The organism is Myxococcus guangdongensis (assembly GCF_024198255.1).
Classification (GTDB): Bacteria; Myxococcota; Myxococcia; order Myxococcales; family Myxococcaceae; genus Myxococcus; species Myxococcus guangdongensis.
In genome coordinates this window covers 434,670-455,176 of sequence record NZ_JAJVKW010000005.1, presented here as the reverse complement: position 1 = coordinate 455,176, position 20,507 = coordinate 434,670, and the positions used below count along the sequence as shown (strand labels likewise).

General features: G+C 70.2%; 20 protein-coding genes. 6 read left to right on the top strand and 14 right to left on the bottom strand.

The window, feature by feature from the left end; genetic code table 11:
- Positions 1 to 56: 56 nt before the first annotated feature.
- The 7 genes from LXT21_RS18420 to LXT21_RS18390 form a co-directional block, all read right to left on the bottom strand.
- The gene (locus tag LXT21_RS18420) at positions 57 to 1,901 is read right to left on the bottom strand and encodes a GspE/PulE family protein (RefSeq protein ID WP_254039448.1); all 1,845 of its coding nucleotides are present in this window, start codon (positions 1,899 to 1,901) and stop codon (positions 57 to 59) included.
- Positions 1,886 to 3,682, bottom strand: a complete 1,797-nt coding sequence (locus LXT21_RS18415) for a zinc metalloprotease (RefSeq protein ID WP_254039447.1) — start codon at positions 3,680 to 3,682, stop codon at positions 1,886 to 1,888. The genes LXT21_RS18420 and LXT21_RS18415 overlap by 16 nt, the downstream gene beginning before the upstream one ends.
- Before the next feature lie 123 nt (positions 3,683 to 3,805).
- A complete protein-coding gene (locus LXT21_RS18410; RefSeq protein ID WP_254039446.1) occupies positions 3,806 to 4,540 on the bottom strand; it encodes a uroporphyrinogen-III synthase in 735 nt (244 codons plus the stop codon).
- Between the two features lie 42 nt (positions 4,541 to 4,582).
- Positions 4,583 to 5,524 (bottom strand): hydroxymethylbilane synthase, encoded by a 942-nt coding sequence (gene hemC / locus LXT21_RS18405; RefSeq protein WP_254039445.1) that lies wholly within the window; start codon positions 5,522 to 5,524, stop codon positions 4,583 to 4,585.
- Complete coding sequence (gene hemA, locus LXT21_RS18400) at positions 5,521 to 6,855, bottom strand: glutamyl-tRNA reductase (protein WP_254039444.1); 1,335 nt, start codon at positions 6,853 to 6,855, stop codon at positions 5,521 to 5,523. Before hemA ends, hemC begins: the two co-directional genes overlap by 4 nt.
- 2 nt (positions 6,856 to 6,857) lie before the next feature.
- Positions 6,858 to 7,673 carry a cytochrome C assembly family protein gene (locus LXT21_RS18395; RefSeq protein WP_254039443.1) on the bottom strand — a complete coding sequence of 272 codons (816 nt, stop codon included), beginning with the start codon at positions 7,671 to 7,673 and terminating at the stop codon, positions 6,858 to 6,860.
- A gap of 34 nt (positions 7,674 to 7,707) precedes the next feature.
- Positions 7,708 to 8,088: a hypothetical protein gene (locus LXT21_RS18390; RefSeq protein WP_254039442.1), complete on the bottom strand. Its 381-nt coding sequence runs from the start codon at positions 8,086 to 8,088 to the stop codon at positions 7,708 to 7,710.
- 178 nt (positions 8,089 to 8,266) lie between these two features.
- Here LXT21_RS18390 and trxA point away from each other — a divergent pair, with 178 nt between their 5' ends.
- Positions 8,267 to 8,596, top strand: coding sequence for a thioredoxin (gene trxA / locus LXT21_RS18385; RefSeq protein ID WP_254039441.1), 330 nt, complete (start codon positions 8,267 to 8,269; stop codon positions 8,594 to 8,596).
- Positions 8,597 to 9,061: 465 nt separating this feature from the next.
- Positions 9,062 to 9,388: a hypothetical protein gene (locus LXT21_RS18380; protein ID WP_254039440.1), complete on the top strand. Its 327-nt coding sequence runs from the start codon at positions 9,062 to 9,064 to the stop codon at positions 9,386 to 9,388.
- A gap of 114 nt (positions 9,389 to 9,502) precedes the next feature.
- Here LXT21_RS18380 and LXT21_RS18375 read toward each other — a convergent pair whose 3' ends face one another.
- From LXT21_RS18375 to mreC, 5 genes are all read right to left on the bottom strand, one after another.
- Entirely contained in the window at positions 9,503 to 10,189 is a 687-nt protein-coding gene (locus LXT21_RS18375) for a PilZ domain-containing protein (RefSeq protein WP_254039439.1), read from the bottom strand.
- Between the two features lie 137 nt (positions 10,190 to 10,326).
- Entirely contained in the window at positions 10,327 to 11,478 is a 1,152-nt protein-coding gene (rodA, locus tag LXT21_RS18370; RefSeq protein WP_254039438.1) for a rod shape-determining protein RodA, read from the bottom strand.
- Positions 11,462 to 13,501 carry a penicillin-binding protein 2 gene (gene mrdA / locus LXT21_RS18365; protein WP_254039437.1) on the bottom strand — a complete coding sequence of 680 codons (2,040 nt, stop codon included), beginning with the start codon at positions 13,499 to 13,501 and terminating at the stop codon, positions 11,462 to 11,464. Before mrdA ends, rodA begins: the two co-directional genes overlap by 17 nt.
- The gene (locus LXT21_RS18360; RefSeq protein WP_254039436.1) at positions 13,498 to 13,998 is read right to left on the bottom strand and encodes a hypothetical protein; all 501 of its coding nucleotides are present in this window, start codon (positions 13,996 to 13,998) and stop codon (positions 13,498 to 13,500) included. Before LXT21_RS18360 ends, mrdA begins: the two co-directional genes overlap by 4 nt.
- On the bottom strand, positions 13,995 to 14,855 hold the full coding sequence (gene mreC, locus LXT21_RS18355; RefSeq protein WP_046712898.1) for a rod shape-determining protein MreC: 861 nt from the start codon (positions 14,853 to 14,855) through the stop codon (positions 13,995 to 13,997). The genes LXT21_RS18360 and mreC overlap by 4 nt, the downstream gene beginning before the upstream one ends.
- Positions 14,856 to 15,073: 218 nt before the next feature.
- Between mreC and LXT21_RS18350 the strand changes: the two genes are divergently transcribed.
- Complete coding sequence (locus LXT21_RS18350; RefSeq protein WP_254039435.1) at positions 15,074 to 16,642, top strand: peptidylprolyl isomerase; 1,569 nt, start codon at positions 15,074 to 15,076, stop codon at positions 16,640 to 16,642.
- 82 nt (positions 16,643 to 16,724) lie between these two features.
- Here LXT21_RS18350 and LXT21_RS18345 read toward each other — a convergent pair whose 3' ends face one another.
- Positions 16,725 to 17,819, bottom strand: coding sequence for a sensor domain-containing diguanylate cyclase (locus LXT21_RS18345; protein ID WP_254039434.1), 1,095 nt, complete (start codon positions 17,817 to 17,819; stop codon positions 16,725 to 16,727).
- Positions 17,820 to 17,869: 50 nt separating this feature from the next.
- Between LXT21_RS18345 and LXT21_RS18340 the strand changes: the two genes are divergently transcribed.
- Together LXT21_RS18340 and LXT21_RS18335 are read left to right on the top strand one after the other, a co-directional pair.
- The gene (locus LXT21_RS18340; RefSeq protein ID WP_254039433.1) at positions 17,870 to 18,469 is read left to right on the top strand and encodes a Maf family protein; all 600 of its coding nucleotides are present in this window, start codon (positions 17,870 to 17,872) and stop codon (positions 18,467 to 18,469) included.
- Entirely contained in the window at positions 18,466 to 19,137 is a 672-nt protein-coding gene (locus tag LXT21_RS18335) for a YggS family pyridoxal phosphate-dependent enzyme (RefSeq protein WP_254039432.1), read from the top strand. Before LXT21_RS18340 ends, LXT21_RS18335 begins: the two co-directional genes overlap by 4 nt.
- A 15-nt stretch (positions 19,138 to 19,152) precedes the next feature.
- Here LXT21_RS18335 and LXT21_RS18330 read toward each other — a convergent pair whose 3' ends face one another.
- Positions 19,153 to 19,383: a hypothetical protein gene (locus LXT21_RS18330; protein WP_323394638.1), complete on the bottom strand. Its 231-nt coding sequence runs from the start codon at positions 19,381 to 19,383 to the stop codon at positions 19,153 to 19,155.
- A 308-nt stretch (positions 19,384 to 19,691) separates the two neighbouring features.
- Between LXT21_RS18330 and LXT21_RS18325 the strand changes: the two genes are divergently transcribed.
- The gene (locus LXT21_RS18325) at positions 19,692 to 20,498 is read left to right on the top strand and encodes a DUF3108 domain-containing protein (RefSeq protein ID WP_254039431.1); all 807 of its coding nucleotides are present in this window, start codon (positions 19,692 to 19,694) and stop codon (positions 20,496 to 20,498) included.
- Positions 20,499 to 20,507: the final 9 nt, after the last annotated feature.

Sequence of the window (20,507 nt, the reverse complement as noted above, 5' to 3'; positions counted from 1 at the left end):
CGCCCCGCTGCGCCGAAGTGGCCCCCCCGCCACACCAGCAAGCGCGGGTTGCTCGGTCACGCGGACGTCATCCGCACCACTTCGTCGAACGCGGTGAGCCCTTGCGCCAGCTTGCGCACGGCGGCCTCGCGCAGCGTGCGCATCCCTCCGAGCCGGGCCACCTCCACCAGCTTCTCGTACGGAGCCTCGCGGGAGATGTGCTCCCGCAGCTCCCTGCCCGTGGTGACGATTTCGAAGACACCCGTACGACCGATGAAACCCGTGCCACGGCAACGCACGCAGCCCGCGCCCTTGAGCAATCGCACACCGCCGGGGAGCAGCGGCAACGGCACCTGCAGCGCGAGCAGCTCGTCGGGCGTCAACGCCGTCTCCTCCGCGCAATGACTGCACACCCGCCGCAACAGGCGCTGGGCCATCACCCCCAACAGACTCTGCGCCAGCAGGAACGACGGCACGCCCAAATCCCGCATGCGCGCCACCGCGCCGAGCGCGTCATTCGTGTGCAGCGTGGACAGCACCAGGTGTCCGGTGAGCGCGGACTGGATGGCGTTCTCCGCCGTCTCCGCGTCGCGAATCTCGCCCACCATGATGACGTCCGGGTCCTGACGCAGGATGTGCCGCAGCGCCCCGGCGAAATCCAGCCCGACCTTGGGCTGCACCTGCACCTGATTGAACGCGTCCCACACCATTTCGATGGGGTCTTCAATCGTGGTGACGTTGACGTCGGGCCCCGCCAACGCCTTGAGCGCGGAGTACAGCGTCGTCGTCTTCCCGCTTCCCGTCGGGCCCGTCACCAGGATGAGCCCGTGCGGCTGGTCGATCCACGACTCGAAGTTGGCCTTCTCGTCCGGCTCGAAGCCGAGCTGGGCGATGTCCTGCACCAACGTCTCCGGGTCGAAGATACGGATGACCACCTTCTCGCCGAAGGCCGTGGGCAGCGTGCTGACGCGCAACTCCACCTCGCGCCCGTCCCGCTCCGTCTTGATGCGCCCATCCTGCGGTTTGCGCTTCTCCGAGATGTCGATGCGCGAGAGCATCTTCACACGCGACACAATCGGCGGATGCACCTGCGCCGGCAGCGAATACACCGGGTGCAACACACCATCGATGCGCAGCCGCACCATGCTCGTGGCGCGCTTGGGCTCGATGTGGATATCCGAGGCGCGGTTGTCGAACGCGTAGCGCAGCAGGTAGTCCACCGCCTGCACCACGGGCCGGTCCGAGGCCTCCAGCTCCTGCGTCCCGCTCAGGGAGACGAGCTGCTCGAAGTTGGCGACCTGCCCCCCACCCGACGCCGCGCTGAAGTCATCCGCCGCCCGCGCCAGCGTCTTCTTGAAGCCGTAGATGTCGGCGATGGACTTGAGGATGTCCGCCTTCGAGCTGAGCACCGGCTCCACCGGAAGCCCCGTCAGCCGGTGGAAGCTCTCGAACAGCTCCCGGTCGAACGGGTTCGCCACCGCGACCACGAGGCGCCCCTGGGGCGTGCGCTCCAGCGGTAGCAGCACGTGCTTCTGCGCATAGGGCCGTGACACCGTGCGCGTGGCCAGCCCCATGTCGAGCTTCAGCGGGTCGATCTTCCGGTACGTCAACCCCGAGGCCCGGGCGGCGGCCTCGGTGACGCGGTCCTCGTCCAGCACGCCGCGGCCATTGGCCAACGGCACCTGGAACGCGGCCACCACCTCCACCGGAGACACGTCGTAGCGCGCGGCGTCCTTGCCGCTCGCGGCGGTCTGCGCCTTGAGCACACGCGCTCGCGCGGCGGACTCCTTCGCGAGCACCTCCTGGGCCTGCTGGGGCGTCAACAGCCCCTGGCCGACGAGCGCCTCCAGGACGAAGAGCGTGGTGAAGTCCACGCGGCTCCTCACGGCAGACGCATTCGGGCCGCTCACGGCTTGTGCCACGTCCTTCTCCTTCCAGCGACCAGCAGCAACAAGACCAGTCCACCCAGGAACGCCGCCGCCGACACAGGCGCTCCCTGGCAGCCACACCCGTCCGGGCCACCCGGGCCCTTCGGCGGCCCCGCGTCCACGGGCGGCGGAGGCGGCGTCCCCGCGTCGTTGCACAGCGTGCACGAGCCCGCGTCCGGCTTGGCCAGCGGATCGTAACAGGTGCCCGCGCTCGAGCAGAGCATGGAGGGCGCGCAGTCCTGCTCCGTCCGACAGACGGGCAGACAGGCGGAGCTGCCCTGCTCCACCGTGCCGCACCTCAGCGTCGTGTCACAGGACGAGGCCGAGCAGGCCCGGACACAGGCTCGCTCGCCGTCCTTGTTCACCACCTGACACGACGTCCCACCCGGGCACGCGCACGACGACACCGAGCACGGCTGCGCGCAGACGCCCTCCGTCCCCCCTTCCGCGAAGAGGCAGTACTGGTTGGTGCCGCACTGCGCATCCGCCGTGCACGCGTCCCCCACCTGCTTGCCCGCCGTCTGACGACGCACGCAGATGCGGTCACACGTCCTGCAGACGGAGTTGCTGTCGCAATCCGCGTCACCATAGCAACCGGGCACGCAGAGGTTTCCCTCGGGGCGCGCCTCGCAGGTATAGCCGGGCCGACAATCGCTCCCACCGGGCGTACAGGTCTTCAGACAGATGGAGCCCTGGCCGGGGACATTCGAGCACTCGGCGCCCGCGGGGCACGAGTCCGCGCCGCTGCACGGCTCCGTGCAGTAGCCCAGGTCCCACCGGTCGAACTCGCCGTTGCCCGAGGGCAGCGCCACCGGCGCGATGCAGATGCCGTTCGTGTTGCCGCAGCTGCGCGGGCCCGGCGCGCACTCCCGGCCCACGGGGGTGATGCCGTCGGGCAGCGCCGGCAGACAGGCCTTCGTATAGCCATTCACCGCCGACGAGTCGCGGCAGACATAGGGCGCAGGGCACTCGCCGGAGGTGTTGCCGAAGCAGCCCTTCGCGCAGACCTTGAGGTCCTTGCCCGACACGGTGGACGGCGCGGTGACACACGTCAGGCCCGTGGTGCACGTCCCGCTCTCACACGGGGAGCCGACCGCGCCCGTCTTCGGATAGAAGCGGCACAGCGCCGTCCTGTCGTAGTCCGCCAGGTCCCTGCGCGTCTCGCCCGCGGGCAAATCGAACGACATCACCGCGCCGATGGCCTCATATGTGTCGCCGAGCCCCAGGCAGTGACCGATTTCGTGGGTCAGCACGCTCTGGATGTCCATGCGCCCCGCGGGCGTGGGCGTCAGCGTGGACCAGGAGTAGTTCACCGCGTTGAGGTAGATGTCACACTGGTAAACGTAGCCGCTGAAGGTCAGCGCCCTCGCGGCCGCGGGCCTGTCTCCACCGTTGAGCGTGTCCCTGTAGCGAGGGTCGCTCGAGCTCGTCACCCAGACGGGGACGACGTTGAAGCGGTCCGCCGGGTCATCGACGTTCGCCATGGGCGAGCCCGTGGTGGCCACGCCCCCGTCCGCCGGGAAGGAGAACGTGGGCCACGCGCAGCTCGTCCCCTGCCAGGTCTGGAAGGCCGCGCGGCTGGCCGCCGTCACCAGGGCCAAATCGTTGCCGGCGGGCTGGGCCACCCGCCCATCCACGTAGAAGACGAAGGGGTCCGACGGCGTGCTGAGCACCCGGTGCCCCAGGTCCTTGTATTCCAGCACCTGCTGCGCCGCCGCCGTGGCGGCCAACAACAGCCCAAGTACGACGGCGCTCCGCTGCGAACCCCGATTCATCGATGAGACCCCTCCACGTCGCCTGGCTCCCGGCATGCGGCCGGCAGGGCGATGGGACGGCCAGTCTACTCGCGAACGATTCGCCTCGTGGCACCCACGCCACTTTCCAGCCGGGACGGGGCTTCAATTCCCCCGGACGGCGCGCACCGTGGCGTCCACCAGCGACTCGGGCGTGGGCCGCTCGGCGATGGCCGAGGCCGGCAGCCCCAGCTGCTCCAACGCGGAGGCCGTCGTCGGGCCGATGGCCACCACCCGCGCGGCGCCCAACCGCTCACGCCCCGCGACCTCCAGGAAGGCCTCCGCCGTGCGCGGCGAGGCGAACACCGCCACGTCGGGCGGCGAGGCCCCCAAAAGCTCCAGCGCCTCCGCCGGCAGCTCCGCCGGCAGCGAGCGATAGGCCGTCACCCGCGTGACGAGCACCCCGGCCTCCCGCAGCGCGTCCTCCAGCTCGCGCCGACCGTCCTCCGCGGCGGGCAGCAGCACCTCGTCCCCCGACTGCAGGCCGTCCTTGAGCATCTCGAACAGGGCCTGCCCCGTGCCCTCCTCGGGCTCCGCGGCGACGTCCAGCCCGTAGCCCCGCACCGCGCGGGCGGTGCGCGGCCCCACCGCCGCCAGCTTCGCGCGGGAGAGCCTGTCGGACGTGCCCGCCTCCCGGAGCGCGTCCAGCAGCGCGTCCACCGCGGAGGGGCTGGCGAACACCACCCAGCGGTAGCGCTGGATGTGCTCGGCGGCCGACGCCAACGGGCGCGGGTCCTCCGGCGGACGCAGCTCCAGCAGCGGGAGGCTGAGCACCTCCGCGCCCTCGTCCTCGAGGAGGAAGCACAGCTCTTCGGCCCGCTCACGCGGGCGCGTCACCAAGACTCGGATGCCTTCCAGTCGCCGTTCCACGCGCGCGGCAGTCTAGGGCCGCGCGCCCGGGCGGCGAGCGAAATCACGCAGGATGTCCGCCGCGCCACGCGACAGCAGGTCATCCGCGAGCGCCTCGCCCAGCTCGGCCGCCTTCGCCACCGGGCCACGCACCTCGCCCCGCACCACGTGTGCGCCATCCGGCCGGCCCACGAGTCCGCGCAGGTGCACCAAGCCGTCGGACACCGTGGCATGTCCCGCCAGCGGCACCGTGCAGCCCCCCTCCAGCTTCGCCAGGAGCGCCCGCTCCGCCGTCACCGCCACCCGCGTCGTCGCGTGCTCCAGCGGCGCGAGCAGACCGCACACCCGCGCGTCGTCCCCTCGGCACTGGATGGCGAGCACGCCCTGCCCCACCGCCGGCAGGCTCACGTCGGTGGACAGCACCTCCGTGATGACGTGCTCCAGCCCCAGGCGCTTGAGCCCCGCGTGCGCCAACAGCGCGCCGGCGAGCCCCAGCTCCTTCGTCTTCGAAAGGCGCGTCTGCACGTTGCCGCGCACGCTCACGATTTCGAGGTCCGCCCGACGCGAGCGCAGGATGCAGCTGCGGCGCAGCGAGGACGTCCCCACGCGCGCGCCCTCGGGCAGCGACGCCACCGTCGTCTGACCGCCGATTCCACAGAAGGCGTCCCGCGGGTCCTCGCGCTCGGGCACCGCCGCGAGCACCAGCCCCTCGGGCAGCTCGGACGTCATGTCCTTCAGGCTGTGCACCGCGATGTCGGCGCGCCCGTCGATGAGCGCCTGCTCAATCTCCTTCACGAACAGGCCCTTGCCGCCCACCGAGGACAGGGGCGCGGACAGGAACCGGTCCCCCTCGGTGGTCATCTCGACGAAGGACACCTCGAGGCCCGGGTGGTGGGCCTTCAAGAGCGCGCCCACGTGACGCGCCTGCCAGAGCGCCAGCGGGCTCTGCCGGGTGGCGATGCGCACGGACGTCATCGCTTCGCCCCCGTGGCCACCTGCGCCGGGCCCTGCGCGGGCATGGCCTGCGACTGCTGCTCCGCCGCCTCCAGCTCCGCCTCGAGCAGGCCGAACAGCTCCGCGGCCGCGCCCGCCAGCCGGTTGCCCTCACCCTCCGGGCCCACCGCGCGCAGACGCGAGGTCGGCTCGTGCAGCAGCTTGTTGACGATGGCGCGCCCCATGGCCTCGATGCTCTTGCGCTGCTTGTCCGTCAACCCATCCCCCAGCGACGTCAACGTCCGCTCCACCTCCGCGCGGGCAATGGCCTCCGCGCGCTGCCGCAACCTCGCGAGCACCGGCATCCCCTCGCGCAGCGCACGCTCCTTGACGAAGCGCGCCACCTCCTGCGCCACCAACACACCCGCCTTGTGCGCCTCCTCGGCGCGCGCGGCCGCGTTGTCCGCGACGAACTTCTGGATGTCGTCCACGTCGTAGGCGTGCACCCAGTCCAGCGTGCCCACCCCGGGGTCGATGTCCCGCGGCACCGCCAGGTCCACCATGAACAGCGGGCGGCCACGGCGCGCCTTGCCCACCGCGCCCACGTTCTCCCGCGTGAACAGCGGCACCGGCGACGCCGTGCTGCACACCACCACGTCCGCCGCCGTCAGCAGCGTGAAGAGCTCCTCGAAGGGCCGCGCCGTCCCGCCCACCTCGGCCGCCAGCGCCTCCGCGCGCGCCAGGGTGCGGTTGGTGATGAAGAGCTTCGTCGCGCCCGCCTGCTGCAGGTGCCGCGCCGCCAGCTCCCCCATCTCCCCCGCCCCCACCACCAGCACCGTCTTGCCCTTCAGCCCGTCGAACACCTTGCTCGCCAGCTGCACCGCCGCGGACGCCATGGACGTCGCCGCCCGGCCGATGGCCGTCTCGGTGCGCACCCGCTTGGCGCAGCCGAACGCCGCCGCGCACGCCCGCGTCAGCTCACCGCGCACCGCGCCCGCGCCCTGCCCGCGCTCGAACGCGTCCTTCACCTGGCCCAGGATCTGGGCCTCGCCCAGCACCATGGAGTCCAGGCTGGACGCCACCCGGAACAGGTGGATGAGCGCGGCCTCGCCCCGGTGCTCGTACAGGTGTTCGGCCGCCTCGGGCCCGCCCAGCGCCTGCAGCTCCGACACGGCGCGCTCCCGCGCCACGACGCCATCCGGCGCGGACAGGTAGACCTCCACCCGGTTGCAGGTGGACACCCACAACACTTCCACCGGAGCCTGCGCCAGCTTCTGGAGCACCTCCACCTGACGCGCTTCGGACAGGGCCAGCCGCTCGCGCACCACCAGGGGCGCCGTGCGGTGGGACAGGCCAATGCAGACGAGCTCCATACTCAGGGAATCCTCATGACGGCCGCCGCGCTCGGCGTCGCGTCGTACGAGGTGAGGAAGGACACCAACACCAGGCAGAAGCCCGCCATGGTCAGCAATGCCACACGCCTCCCACGCCAGCCCGCGAAGATGCGCGCGTTGACCAGCGCCGCGAACACCGCCCACGCCACCACCGTGGCGATGGACTTGCCATCCCATTGCCAGCCCACCGTGGTGGTCACGAAGAACGCCCCCGTGGCCAGCGTGATGGACAGCGCGATGAAGCCCCACACCACCAACCGCCGGTTGAGGGTGTCCAGGAACTCCAGCGACGGCAGCCGCGCGAACAGCAGCCCGAAGCGCTTGGCCCGCACCTGCCGCTCCATCAGCAGGTACATGACCCCCACCCCCGCGGCCACCGCGAACGCCGCCAGCCCCAACAGCGCCAGCGAGATGTGCAGGGGCAGCAAGGGCTGACGCACCCCGGGGGGCAGCGGCGACTGGCCCCCATGCAGCAGCAGGCCCGGCAACAGCACCGTCACCGCCAGCGGCGTCAGGAACGCGCCGATGACCGGCCTGCGGTAGCGCACGTCCAGCGCCAGGAAGATGGCGAGCAGCAGGAAGGCCAGCGTGGAGAAGCCCTGCGCCAGGCCCACCGGGCGGCCGCCCTGGGCCCCCAGCAGCTCGAACAGGGCCACTCCGTGGAGCACGAGCCCGCCGCCCACCAGGACGCGACCGGCCATGGCCAGCCCGTCCGACTGGCGGACGAGGTAGGCGAGGTAGGCCACGGCGGCGATGCCGTAAGCGTGGCAGGCGAGCGATACGAGCGTGTGGCTCATGGAATCAGGCACATAACCGCGGCAGACAGGCGAATCAGCCCATCTTGTTGAGGAGGAACGCCGCCAACAGGTCCGTCTCCGAATCGGGTTTCTTGCCCGCCGACTCCGGCTTGGGAGCGCCGGCGGACACCTCCGCCACATACCCCGGAACGACCTCGTAGGCGGACTCCCCCACCAGCACCGAGTCGGCCATCTGCTCGGCCCCCAATCGGGAGAGCTGCTCCTCGGTCTTCACCTTGGCCACCAGGCCGTGGGTGTCCTCGCCCGACACCAGTTGCAGGAAATGCACGGCCGGCGAGACGGCGAAGGCCGTTCCACCCTCGGCCATGACCACCAGCCGGCCGTCACGCAGGTCCGCTTTGTCCGCCAGTGCCCACTCCTCGAGCTGGGCCTGGGGCAGGAAGAGCTTCGTCACGCCCGGCAGCCTACACCAGCGCCGCGCCCGGGGGCGGATGTTCCTTCCAGGTGAAACCCGGGGGCCCCGGCCGCATCATTGCGGGCGGACTGGCCGTGGCCCACCGGTTCTTGCAGCCCCACGACGCGCGTACTAGACGACGCGCCGTGCAGGCCACAGCGGGCCCCAAGGAGACATCATGGCAGGCGACAACGTGACGAATGTCGGAGACAACGACTTCCAGAAGCAGGTGCTGGACTCGGAGCAGCCCGTGCTGGTGGATTTCTGGGCGACCTGGTGCGCGCCGTGCCGCGCCATCGCGCCCTCCATCGACGCGCTCGCCGACCAGTACAAGGGCCAGGTGAAGTTCACCAAGCTCAACATCGACGACAACCAGGGCACGCCGCAGAACTACGGCATCCGCTCCATCCCCACGCTGCTCGTCTTCAAGGGCGGCCAGGTCGTGGAGCAGATTGTCGGCGCCGTCCCCAAGGCGCGCATCGAGGAAGCCCTCAAGAAGGCGCTGTAGCCACCCAGGCGCCGGGCACGGGCGCGCGGTGAGGCCAATGCCTCCCGCCCACGCCCTGTCCGGCGCTTCGTCGCACCCTCCCAAAGCTCGAGACGCCCCCTGGCTGTTTCGCTTCCGGGACGCTGCTCCCCCGCGTGACGCGCTTCGTCTCGCACCCGGCGTGAGCCAGTGCCGCGGCCGCCCCAATCCCACGCCACGCGCACGCAAACTTTTCGCGCCCTCTCAGCGATTTCTCAGACTCCGCGCCATTTTCATCCGCGCGGACAAATCCACCGCGATGCGCAAATCAGCGCGCATGGCACGTGTGGGAAACACGTATCCCTTTGCAGTCGTGTCACCAATTTTTCGGCACGACTTGCGAGTCATGAGAGACCCCTCCCAGGCTGTATTGACAACGTTGACATCCACCGCCAAATAAGCGCATTGGGAGTCTGGCTTTGTTTGACTGTTTTCACGGGAGTTTTCATGGCACGACCACGTAAGGAGTTGTCGAAGGTCCCCCTGACCCCCGCCATGGTGAATTGGGCGGAGGCGCTGGGCGACGCGATTGGCCGAGGCGTCCTCCGGGCAATGAACCACGGCATGCCGCTGTCGAGCAGCTCGGGTGGCAATACGCTGGCGGCGAGCCGTCGGCGGGGCCGTCCGCCCAAGGCCCTTGCGGGCAACATGGTGGCGGCGGACCGGCGTTGCACGATGCCGGATTGCACGCGGGAGCAGCGCTCGAAGGGGCTGTGTTCAGCCCATTACCAGGCGGAGCGGCGTCGATTGCTGGCGGGTGGCAAGCCCGCCTGAGACAGCAGTTCGCGGTGGCGCCCACGGCCCTGGGCGAGCCACCCGTCGTCAATGCGTGTCAGGGGTGGGCATTCCCTCGCAAGATGAGCAGGCTCGCGAGCGAGGGACGATGCGTCACTTGGCCTGCCAGGGGTCCGCTTCCGTGCTCGTCGCCTTGAGCAGCTCCCAGGCCGAAAGCACATCCACCACCCGCTCCAGCTCATTGGGCAGCGAACGCGCCCGCTGCGAGCGCAGGTAGTCCTCGGCGAAGGCGCGCAGGCGATTGCCCACGAAGAGCCGGGCCAGGGCCACCTCCGTCTGTCCACTGAAGTCGAGGAAGCGGATGCCGAAGCCGCTGCGTCCGTCCGGACCGTCGTCGCGCTCCTCGCGGACGATTTCCGCCCGGGCCCTCACCGGCGCCGCGCCCGGCTCCAGCGCGAAGCTCACGCCCAGCACCGTCCCCAGCGGCAGGAAGAAGGTGCTCTCCAGGAAGGCGCCGCTGACGCTGACGTTGATGGACGCCAGGCTCGCCGCGAACCGGCGCCCGCCCTGGTCGTCGTCCACCCAGACCTCGAAGCGCGTCGTCAGCTGCGCCCGGGGGAACTCCCGGTGCTCCGGCTCCCCCTGGTTCTTCTCGATGACGGGCAACAGCGCCGCCACGGGCGTGGGGGCCACCGTCGGAGGCCTGCGCGGCTCCTCCTTCACCGGGAGGCCCGGCCTGCTCACCCCCGTCGCCGCCTGCGGCTTCACGTCCCTGGCCGCCTGGGGAAGCTCCGCCACGCGGACACTCCCCATCGCCTTCTGCCCACCCTTCCTCTGCATGCCTGACCTCCACCGGCCCGGGAGGGATTCACCCTCCCCCCGGAATTGGTGGGTTGATTCATACACCACCCTTGGCCGTGCGCCGAGCGCTCGTCACGACCTCGTGGGTTCTCGCGTCGTCGACGGCTCGCGATGTCTCAGAACATGTGACGACGCATGCTGATGTTCACCAGCAATCCAATGCTGAGCATCACGGACATCATGGAAGACCCGCCATAACTCATCAGCGGCAGGGTGATTCCCGTCACGGGCAACAAGCCGATGACCATGCCGATGTTCTCGAACACCTGCCAGAAGAGCATGGCCACGACGCCCACGGCCACGAAGGCGCCGAACCTGTCGCGGGCGCTGAACCCCACGCCCAGGCCGAAGATGAAGATGGCGCCATAGAGCACCAACAGGAGGGTGCACAGCACGAAGCCGTGCTCCTCCGCCCACACCGAGAAGATGAAGTCGGTGTGCTGCTCGGGCAGGAAGCGCAGGCCCGTCTGGGTGCCCTCGCGCCAGCCCTTGCCGGACACGCCGCCGCTGCCCACGGCGATCTTCGACTGCGCCGCGTGGTAGCCGCTGCCGCGCAGGTCCGCCTCCGGGTCCAACCACCCGGAGATGCGCTGGCTCTGGTGCTTCTTCAGGTGGTGCCGGACGATGGTGGGCCGAGGCTCGGGCACCTCGCGGATGTAGTCGTTCCAGATGACGATGGCGCCCGCGAGCACCCCCGCCACCAGCGTGGCCACCAGGTACCAGCGCACCTTGCCGAAGAGGATGACGGTGAGCGAGGACAGGCCGATCATCAGCGCGGTGCCCAGATCCGGCTGCACCAGCACGAGCAGGAAGGGCACGCCCACCACCAGCAGCGGCTTCCACAGCCGCACCAGGCCGTAGGACGGCTCATTGGGGCGGAAGTCGTCGTGGTAGACCTTGGCCAGCATCAGCACGACGCCAATCTTCATGAACTCCGCGGGCTGCAGGCGGAACGGGCCGATGGCGAACCAGCTCTCCGCGCCCTTGGCCGTGTGGCCGACGAAGCGCAGCGCGATGAGCGCCAGGATGTTGGCGACGTAGATGGGCATCGCCATGCGTTGGATCCAGCGGTAGTCCACCAGGCACACCACCAGCACCGCGACGACGCCCAGGCCCAGGTACAGGGCCTGGCTGGACCACACCGGCGCCAGCGGGGGACGCGACGCCGAGGCCAGGTTCCAGATGCCCAGCAGGGCCACGGCCAGCACGCAGAAGATGAGCCCCCACGGCACGTGGGGCACCATGCGCCGCTCAATCCTGAGTTGCATGCCTGTCCTCGGACTCCTCGTCGCCCGGAAGCTGCGTGGGGGGACGCACGCCGCGCGTCATGGCCGCCTCGTCGGGGGACGGCGCGCGGAACATCGACGGGGTGTAGGGCTGGTTGGGACGCGGCGGCGGCGCCGTGGCGTCCAGCTTCTTCAGGTCCAGGTACTTCTGGATGACGGCCATCGCCGTGGGCGCCGCGTCCGAGCCGCCGTGGCCGCCGTGCTCGTTGAGCACCACCACCGCGATTTCAGGATGGTCCGCCGGGGCGAAGCCCGCGAACCAGGCGTGATCTCTCTCGAAGAAGCTCATCTGGTGCGTCTTCAGGCGGATGGCGCCCAGGCGCGCCACCTGCGCGGTGCCCGTCTTCGCCGCCACCTTCACGTCCAGGTCCCGCATGTGCTTCAGGCGCGAGCGGTACGAGGTGCCGCCCGGCTCGTGGGCCACCTTCACCAGGCCCTCGATGACGGCCTTCAGGTGCGCGGGCGGCAGGTCCACCTGACGGACGATCTCCGGCTTGAACTCCTCGATGACCTGGCCGTCCAGGTTCTCCAGCCGCTGCACCATCTGCGGCTTGTACAGCGTGCCGCCGTTGGCGATGGCCGCGTACATCAGCGCGAGCTGCAGCGGCGTGACGTTGTTGTCACCCTGGCCGATGGCGCTGTTGAGCGCCATGCCCTTGGTGTAGCCGCCGGGCGAGGCTTTGTCGTGGTACGCGCTGGTCGGCATGATGCCGGGCACCTCCGCCACCACGCTGATGCCGGTGGGGCTGCCCAGGCCCAGGGACTTGCCCATCTCGCCAATCGGGTCCAGGCCGATGGTGTCCGCCACCTTGTAGAACCAGGTGTCGCAGGAGCTCTTCATCGCGTCCAGGCCGTTGACGTGGCCGTGGCCGCGGTCCAGGTGGCAGCGCCAGGTGCGCGCGCCCAGCCGGTAGCCGCCGGGGCAGTTCACCACCGTCTCGGGGCGGAACGCGCCGGACTTGAACGCCGCCAGCGCGGTGACGACCTTGAAGGTGGAGCCCGGGCTGTAGTGCTCGGCCGCCACGCGGTTGACCATGGGCTCCAGGGGGTCTCTCGACAGCTGCGCCATCTGCGTGGGCGTCACGCGGCCGGTCAGGAGGTTCGGGTCGAAGCCGGGCCGGGACACCAGCGCGCGGATGAAGCCCGTGTGCACGTCGATGGCGACCACCGCGCCGGTGACGCCGGGGAAGGCGCGCTCGGCCTCTTCCTGCAGCCGCATGTCGATGGACAGCACCAGGTTGCTGCCCGCCTTGGGCTGCACCACGGCGTTGTCGCCCAGCTTGACGTTGAGCTCTTCGATCTTCTGGCCGCGCGCGTTGACCACTTCCTTGCGCACGCCGTCCTGGCCGCGCAGGCGCTGCTCGAAGTAGCGCTCCAGGCCGCGCCGGCCAATGTAGTCGCCCAGCGCGTAGCGCGCGCCGTCGCCGTTGAGCCGCTCGAGCTCCTCCTGGGTGATTTCGTTCATGTAGCCCAGCACGTGCGACAGCACCGTGTTGGTCCGGTAGAAGCGGTGCGGGACGGGCGCCACCTCCACGCCGTCCAGGATGTCCCGGCGCGCCGCCAGCCGGTCGTACTCGTCGCGCGTCAGGTCCACGCGCACCGGCACCGGCTGGAAGGGCGCGTTGCGGCGGCCCTGGCGCACCAGGTCCTCCACCTTCTTCGCCTGGTCCGCGTCCCACTGGAGCAGCTCCGCCAGCCGGGGGATGACCTGGTCGAAGCAGTCCGTGCAGAACGCGGGCGTGACGACGGCGTCGAACGACGGGCGGCTGTCGACGAGGATGGTGCCGCGCGAGTCCTTGATGACGCCGCGGTCGGCGCGCAGCCGCACCTCCTTGACGAAGTTGGCCACGCTCTTGGCGGAGTACTCCTCGCCGCGGGTGATCTGCAGGCGGTAGAGCTGGATGGACAACAGGGCCAGGCCCACCGTCATGGCCAGGCCCAGCCACAGGAAGCGCCGGCGCAGCTCGCGGCCCGGCGTCGTGTTGCCCAACGTGGGGGGCGTCACCTCAGCAACCCCGCCGGACGGTCCTGCGCGGCCTCGAAGCGGCGCAGGAGCGGGAAGAGCGCCAGCGCCGCGGCGCCGGTGAGCGCCACCTGGAGCGGCAGCCCCGCGAGCGCCGGCGCCGTGCCGCCGTCCTTCACCGTCAGCCAGGTGAAGAAGGCCGCGAGCAGGCCGTGCCCCACGTCCGCGCCCATGGCGAACAGCGCGAACGACAGCGCGCCGCGCACGTCCACGAAGGTGGAGACCAGCCGCCCGACGAGGAAGGTGAACACCGCGAGGAAGGTGAACAGCCCCGTGGGCTGGCCACTCATGAGGTCGAGCAGGTAGCCCACCGCGAACGCGGAGAAGGCCCCTTCGAGCAGCGTGGCGCGCAGCGCGAGGAACGCCACCAGCACCACGGTGACGTCGATGCGGCCGAGCACGAGCCCCGCCTGCTTGACGACCACGGACTCCAACGTGAGCAGCGCCAGCGCGATGCCCACCGTCACCAGGAACTTCATTTCGACGCACCCTCCGCCGCGCTGCCCTGCGCCATCGCCTTGTAGGGACTGCCCACCACCAGCACCTCCTCCAGCTTGCTGGTGTCCACCGCCGGCACGATGTCCGCGCCCTGGAACATGCCGTGCTCCTTCTTCTCCAGGTTCGTCACCCGGCCCACCACCAGGCCCGGAGGATAGATGCCATCCGTGCCGGAGGTGATGATGAGGTCGCCGTTGTCCACGTCCTCGGTGCGCAGCATGTTCTCCAGCTTGAGCGGCCCGCTGCCCGCCCCCGACGCCGTGCCCCGCGCGCGGGAGCGCTGCACCAGCACCGCCACCCGGCTCTGCGTGTCCGTCACCAGCGCCACGTCCGAATAGCTGGAGGTCGCCCGGATGACCTGCCCCACGATTCCGTCCGGCGTCACCACCGACATGCCCCGGAACACCCCGTCCTTCTCCCCGCCGCTGATGCGCACCGACAGCAGCTTCGCCACCGGGTTGACGCCCACCACCCGCGCCGGAATCTCCGGCCCCGGCGCCACCTCCGCGTACCCCAGCAGCTTGCGCAGCCGCTCGTTCTCCGTGCGCGACTCCCCCAGCGCCTGCACCGAGGCGCGCAGCTGGAGGTTCTCCAGCCGCAGCGCGTCATTCTCCTGCCTCACCCCGCGCAGATCGAGGTAGTGGCGCACCGCGGACACCGAGCCCTCGATGGTGGCGGTGAGCGCCTGCTGCACGGGCGAGGTGACGGCGATGACCGCCCGGTCGATGGGGTTGGGGTCCCTGCCCTTGCGCCCGCTCAGCAGGAAGGCGACCAGCGGGTAGAGGAGCAGGACGCCGACAATCAGGGGACGCCGGTATCGCTTGAGGAGCGACAGCACAGAGGGGAATTCCGGGGTGGGAGGAGGAAGCGGAGGCAGGGGGTGCGGCTAAACTCTCTAAATCGCTTGCATTTTCTGGTGCAGTGTCCTAGGCAGTCAAGGCCCGCGAGGGGGGTGGTCGCTGGTCCGCCACCCTTCAGCCGGGCTACCAACAACACCGCGTCGCGAGTCCTTCCGCACGACTTTTCTCGGCGCGTTTGCTCTCCGAAGTGACGACAATGGACGGTCTGAACCCCCGGAAGGTCCTCTCCCTGCTGTTCATCATCGGCATTGCGGTGGTGTTCACGCTGCAATTCGGGCCGGGCAGCACCGGCTTCGGCGCCTCGGGTCCGGTGACGGCACCCGGCTCGGTGGCCACGGTGAACGGCAAGGAGATTCCGCTGCGCGACTTCGCCACGGCCTGGGCCCGGCAGATGAGCTTCCTGCGAGCGCAGGGCAGCCCCATCCCCGAGTCCGTGGCCCGCCAGTTCGGCATGCACAATCAGGTGCTCGACAGGCTGGTGAACACGGAGTTGCTCGCCCAGGCGGCCGAGCAGCGCGGCATCACCCCGTCCGATGAGGAGCTGCGCAAGCTCATCCATCAGAACACGGACTTCCACGCCAAGGAGGGCGGGTTCGACTTCGCGCGCTACCAGCAGGTGCTGCGCGACTTCTACCGGAAGACGCCGCCCGAGTTCGAGACGGAGCTGCGCCGGCAGCTGGCCGCGCAGAAGATGATGGAGGTCGTCCGCGCCAACGCCACCGTCTCCGACGACGAGGTGCGCGCCCGCTACGAGAAGGACGGCAACCAGGCGAAGGTCGTCTTCGCGCGCTTCCTGCCCACCATGTACGCGGACAAGGTCGCCGCGCCCACGCCCGCGCAGCTGACGGAGTGGAAGAAGGCGCACGAGAAGGAGATGAAGGACTACTTCGAGGCCAACCGCTTCGTGTACCAGCAGCCCGAGCGCATCCGCGCGCGCCAGGTGCTGGTGAAGCTGCCCCCGGAGGCGACCGCCGAGCAGAAGGCGGAGGCCCTGAAGAAGGCCGAGGCCCTGAAGAAGGAGATCGACGGCGGCAAGGACTTCGCGCAGGTGGCGCGTGACTCCAGCGAGGACCCGGGCAGCAAGGCGCGCGGTGGCGACCTGGGCTGGGTGGAGCGCGGCAGCTGGGAGCCGGTGCTGGCGGACGCGGCGTTCGCGCTCAAGGCGGGCGAGGTGACGGCGCCGGTGGAGACGAAGTTCGGCGTGCACCTGGTGAAGGTGGAGGAGAAGCAGGCCGCCCAGGACAAGAAGCTGGAGGAGGTCCAGGACGAGATCGCCACCACGCTCTTCAAGCAGGAGCGCGCCAAGGAGACGGCGAAGGCGGAGGCCCAGAAGGCGCTGGCCACGGTGCAGGGTGGCAAGACGCTCAAGGAGCTCTTCCCCGCGGAGAAGGAGCAGCCGGCGCTGCTGCGCTTCGAGACGGAGACCCGTCCGGAGGCGGTGGAGACGGACAGCTTCACGGCCGAGGGTGAGGCGGTGCCGCACCTGGGCCCCGCGCCCGCGCTGGTGAAGGCGGCCTTCGCCGCGAGCGGCCCGCAGGCGCTGGGCGAGGTCTTCCCGGTGGGCGAGGGCTTCGTGGTGGCGCAGGTGGTGGAGCGCCAGAAGCCGGACACCGCGGGCTTCGAGCAGAAGAAGGAAGGGCTGCGCGTGCAGGCCCAGCAGGCCAAGCAGATTGAGGTGACGGAGTCCTTCCTCAAGGCCCTGAAGAAGGGTGGCAACGTGGTGACCAACCCCGAGGCCATCGACTCGGTGGTCGGCGCCGGGTAGTCACCGCTTCGTCGAGCAGCACGTGAGGGCCGGGCCGAGGGACTTCCCTCCCCGGCCCTCTCTCTTTTGCGAGGTCCGTGGTTCAGCGCACCGGGAAGTCGGAGCCACCGGAGGACGAGTCCGGGCCTGGAGGCTCCGCGACACAGAGGGCATCCCTGCCCCGGGCCTTGGCGCCGTACATGGCGAAGTCCGCGGAGCGGATGAGGTCCAGCGCAGAGGTGGCGTGGTCCGGGTAGGTGGCCACGCCGACGCTGGCGGTGACGCGCACGTCCAGGCCGTGCTCCACGAGGAAGGAGCGCCCGCGGAAGGCCTCGCACACCTTCTGGCCAATCTGGGCCGCCCCGTCCTGGTCCGTCTCCACGAGGAGGATGGCGAACTCGTCGCCCCCGTAGCGGAACACGGCGTCCAGCCCGTTGCGCCCCAGGGACATGAGCAGGTCGCCCACCTCCTTCAGCGTGGCGCTGCCCATCAGGTGGCCGAACCTGTCGTTGACGCTCTTGAAGTGGTCCAGGTCCAGGAACACGAGCGACAGCGGGTGGCGGAAGCGCGCCGAGCGCTTCACCTCCGTGTCCAGGAGCGCGCGCAGGTGCCGGGCGTTGTAGCAGCCGGTGTGCTCGTCGGTGATGGTGAGCTCCTGCACCCGGCGGAAGTTGCGCGCGTTCTCAATCGCGATGGCCGCGTAGTCCGCGATGGCCGTCAGCGTGGTGAGGTCGTCGTTGGAGAACGGCGGATCCGTGGGGCCGTTGACCAGCTCGATGACGCCCAGCACGTGGCCGCGCGACAGGAGCGGCACGGCGAGGATGGAGCGGGTGTGGAAGGCGGAGGCTTCGTCGAAGCGGGGCGCGAAGCTCGGGTCCCCGCCCACGTCGTGCACCAGCCGGGCGACGCCGGAGGAGAACACCGCCCCGGCGATGCCTTCACCGGGGTTGAGCTGCAGGCCCTTGAGGACGCCGGCGCCCTCGCCCACCGCGATTTCGAAGTAGAGCTTCCCGGTGCGCTCGTCTTGAAGGATGAGAGACCAGTTGCGAGGCAGCAGCAGGCTGCTGACCTTCTGCATCACGAGCGCGAGCACCTCGCGCAGCTCCAGCGTGGACGTCAACGCCTTCGCCATCTCGTTGTAGGCGGCCAGTTGCTCCACCGTCCGCTTCATGGCCGACAGGAGGTCCGCGGGATTCATCCGTAGAGTCCACTCCGAGGCGCAAGTCTGCTAAGGCCTGGAGCCGTAACATGCACACGCACGCTGATCAAACGTTGCTCGTCCTGGCCTCCGGTTCTCCCCGCCGCCGGGACTTCCTGTCGCAACTGGGGCTCACTTTTACCGTCTCCGCGGCGGACATCGACGAGACGCCCCACCCAGGCGAGGAGGCGGCCGCCTATGTCCTGCGGCTGGCTCGGGAGAAGGCCCGCGTGGTGGCCGAGCGCTCCCCGGGGTCCTTCGTGCTCGCGGCGGACACCACGGTGGCGCTGGGCATGACGCTGCTGGGCAAGCCGCAGGACCCGGCCGAGGCCCGCGCCATGCTCACCAGCCTGTCCGGCAAGACGCACGACGTGTACACGGGCGTGGCGCTCGCGGGCCGGCATGAAGAGGCGCTCGCGGTGCACACGCGCGTCACCTTCCGGGCGCTGAGCGCCGGCGAAATCGACTGGTACGTGGGCACGGGCGAGCCGGTGGACCGGGCGGGCGCCTACGCCATCCAGGGCAAGGGCGGCTTCCTCGTCGCCCGCATCGAGGGCAGCCCCACCAACGTCGTCGGCCTGCCGCTGGGCGAGACGCTCGCGCTGCTGACGCGCGCCGGCGTGCCCCTGGCCTGGAGGCCCGCGCCATGAGCACGGGCCTGGCGGAGCGGCTGGCGTCGGTGAAGGAGCGCATCGCGAAGGCGTGCGCGCGCGCGGGCCGTCCGGTGGAGTCGGTGACGCTGGTGGCGGTGTCCAAGCTCAAGCCGGCGGCGCTCATCCGCGAGGCCCACGCCGCGGGTCAGCGCGACTTCGGGGAGAACTACGCGCAGGAGCTGCGCGACAAGGCCCAGGAGCTGTCGGACCTGGAGGGCCTGCGCTGGCACGCCATCGGTCCCCTGCAGACGAACAAGGTGAAGTACGTGGCGAAGGTGGCCAGCGCCTTCCACGCGTTGGACCGGCTGGAGGTGGCGCGCGAGCTGTCCAAGCGTCGCGAGGGCACCTCTCCCCTGCCCTGCTACGTCGAGGTCAACGTGGGCGGGGAGGCCACCAAGTCGGGCCTGGAGCCCGCGGCCCTCGCCGACTTCCTGGGTCAGGCGCGAGCCTTGCCCGGCCTCACGCTGGTGGGGCTGATGTCGCTGCCGCCGCCCACGGACGACGTGGCCCGCGCGCGCGGAGACTTCGACGCGCTGCGCGAGCTGTCGCGGAGCCATGGCCTGCCCGGGCTGTCCATGGGTACCACGCACGACTTCGAGCTGGCCATCGAGGCGGGCGCCACGCTGGTGCGGGTGGGCACCGCCCTCTTCGGCGAGCGGGACTGAGGCCCGGCGCGCGGGTCAGATCTCCTTGAACTTCGCGCGCCCCTCCGCGCTGATCTTCACCTTGTACTCACAGCCGCAGTAGTTGCAGCGCAGCTCGTCCCCGTCCCCGAAGCCGTCGTGCACGGGGTTGTTGGCGTCGCAGCCCGGACAGTCGAACTCCTTGAGGCTGCCGCCCTTGGTGGTCTCCTTGGCGTCGTCGTCGTCGAAGTCGTAGTCACCGGCCATGTTCGCGCGTCTCCAGGGCAAGGGGGCGGCCTCCATCCGGGGCCGCCGTCCTCCGTGAGGCTAGCAGCGGTGTCGGCCGGTGGACACGCCCGGCTCGCCGCAGAGCGACCGGGTTCAGGGGGCGGGCAGGCGCCGTGGGGCCCCTCCGTGCGAGACTACCGTCCCCTTCCGCCCTCCAGGTCGCCCCCACGACGAGGGAGCGGACACCCGTTGAATGCCCGCCGCATAGGCACGTCCATGGGAAATGTGGAGTGGCGGGAATGGTTCGGGGGCATGGCCTGGCGAGTAGCAGGCGGGCTACTTAACTTCCTTGCGATGGAGCTCACTCGATGCGTGCGCAGTCCAATTGGGGGTTCGCGGCGGTGGTGGCGGGCCTGGTCTGGTCGGCGACGGCCCTGGGCCAGGAGGCTTCCGCGAACCCGGCGTTCGGCCCCGGTGAGCAGGCGCAATATCGCGTGAAGTACCTGGGCATGACAGCGGGCACCGCGCAGGTGACGGTGGGCGCGCCCATGAAGCAGTGGGGCGAGGACGTGTGGCCCATCGTCGCGGTGGCGCGCTCGGACGCGCTCATCGGCGTGTGGCCCATCAAGGACAAGTTCGTCTCCTACTGGAAGGCCGACACCCAGCGCGTGGTGGGCAGCGACTTGCACGCGGACGAGAACGGCAAGCGCCGCCGCCAGCGCATCAAGATGCAGCCGGATGGCAAGAGTGTCTTCGTCGTCAAGCAGAAGGAGGGCGAGGCGCCGCGCGAGTCCACCGCCGAGGTGGTCGAGGGCACGCTCGACGTGACGGGGGCGACGTTCGCGCTGCGCAACCGCGAGCTCGTCGTGGGCGGCGAGTACGCCTACCCGGTGTTCACCGGCAGCAAGAGCTTCACCATGCGCGCCAAGGTGGAGTCGCGCGAGACGCTGAAGACGGAGCTGGGGGCGCAGGAGGTCTTCAAGACGCGGGTGCAGGCGGAGTTCGGCGGCAACCTGACGTCGAAGCGGGACATGTTCGTCTACCTCACCACGGACGGGCGGCATGTCCCGGTGCGCATCGAGGCGGACTTCGCGCTCGGCACGGTGGTGGCGGAAATCACCGACTACCAGCCGGGGCGGACCCTGGCGGTGGCGAGCGCGGAGAGCGGTGAATAGCACCGCTGG

Excerpts from the sequence above, each read along its gene's own strand:
- LXT21_RS18415 (WP_254039447.1), bottom strand. The coding sequence starts at position 3,682 with ATGAATCGGGGTTCGCAGCGGAGCGCCGTCGTACTTGGGCTGTTGTTG.
- hemA (WP_254039444.1), bottom strand. The coding sequence starts at position 6,855 with ATGGAGCTCGTCTGCATTGGCCTGTCCCACCGCACGGCGCCCCTGGTG.
- LXT21_RS18375 (WP_254039439.1), bottom strand. The coding sequence starts at position 10,189 with ATGCAGAGGAAGGGTGGGCAGAAGGCGATGGGGAGTGTCCGCGTGGCG.
- LXT21_RS18380 (WP_254039440.1), top strand. The coding sequence starts at position 9,062 with ATGGCACGACCACGTAAGGAGTTGTCGAAGGTCCCCCTGACCCCCGCC.
- LXT21_RS18335 (WP_254039432.1), top strand. The coding sequence starts at position 18,466 with ATGAGCACGGGCCTGGCGGAGCGGCTGGCGTCGGTGAAGGAGCGCATC.
- LXT21_RS18340 (WP_254039433.1), top strand. The coding sequence starts at position 17,870 with ATGCACACGCACGCTGATCAAACGTTGCTCGTCCTGGCCTCCGGTTCT.
- trxA (WP_254039441.1), top strand. The coding sequence starts at position 8,267 with ATGGCAGGCGACAACGTGACGAATGTCGGAGACAACGACTTCCAGAAG.
- LXT21_RS18395 (WP_254039443.1), bottom strand. The coding sequence starts at position 7,673 with ATGAGCCACACGCTCGTATCGCTCGCCTGCCACGCTTACGGCATCGCC.
- LXT21_RS18325 (WP_254039431.1), top strand. The coding sequence starts at position 19,692 with ATGCGTGCGCAGTCCAATTGGGGGTTCGCGGCGGTGGTGGCGGGCCTG.
- rodA (WP_254039438.1), bottom strand. The coding sequence starts at position 11,478 with ATGCAACTCAGGATTGAGCGGCGCATGGTGCCCCACGTGCCGTGGGGG.
- LXT21_RS18350 (WP_254039435.1), top strand. The coding sequence starts at position 15,074 with ATGGACGGTCTGAACCCCCGGAAGGTCCTCTCCCTGCTGTTCATCATC.
- LXT21_RS18345 (WP_254039434.1), bottom strand. The coding sequence starts at position 17,819 with ATGAATCCCGCGGACCTCCTGTCGGCCATGAAGCGGACGGTGGAGCAA.
- LXT21_RS18360 (WP_254039436.1), bottom strand. The coding sequence starts at position 13,998 with ATGAAGTTCCTGGTGACGGTGGGCATCGCGCTGGCGCTGCTCACGTTG.
- hemC (WP_254039445.1), bottom strand. The coding sequence starts at position 5,524 with ATGACGTCCGTGCGCATCGCCACCCGGCAGAGCCCGCTGGCGCTCTGG.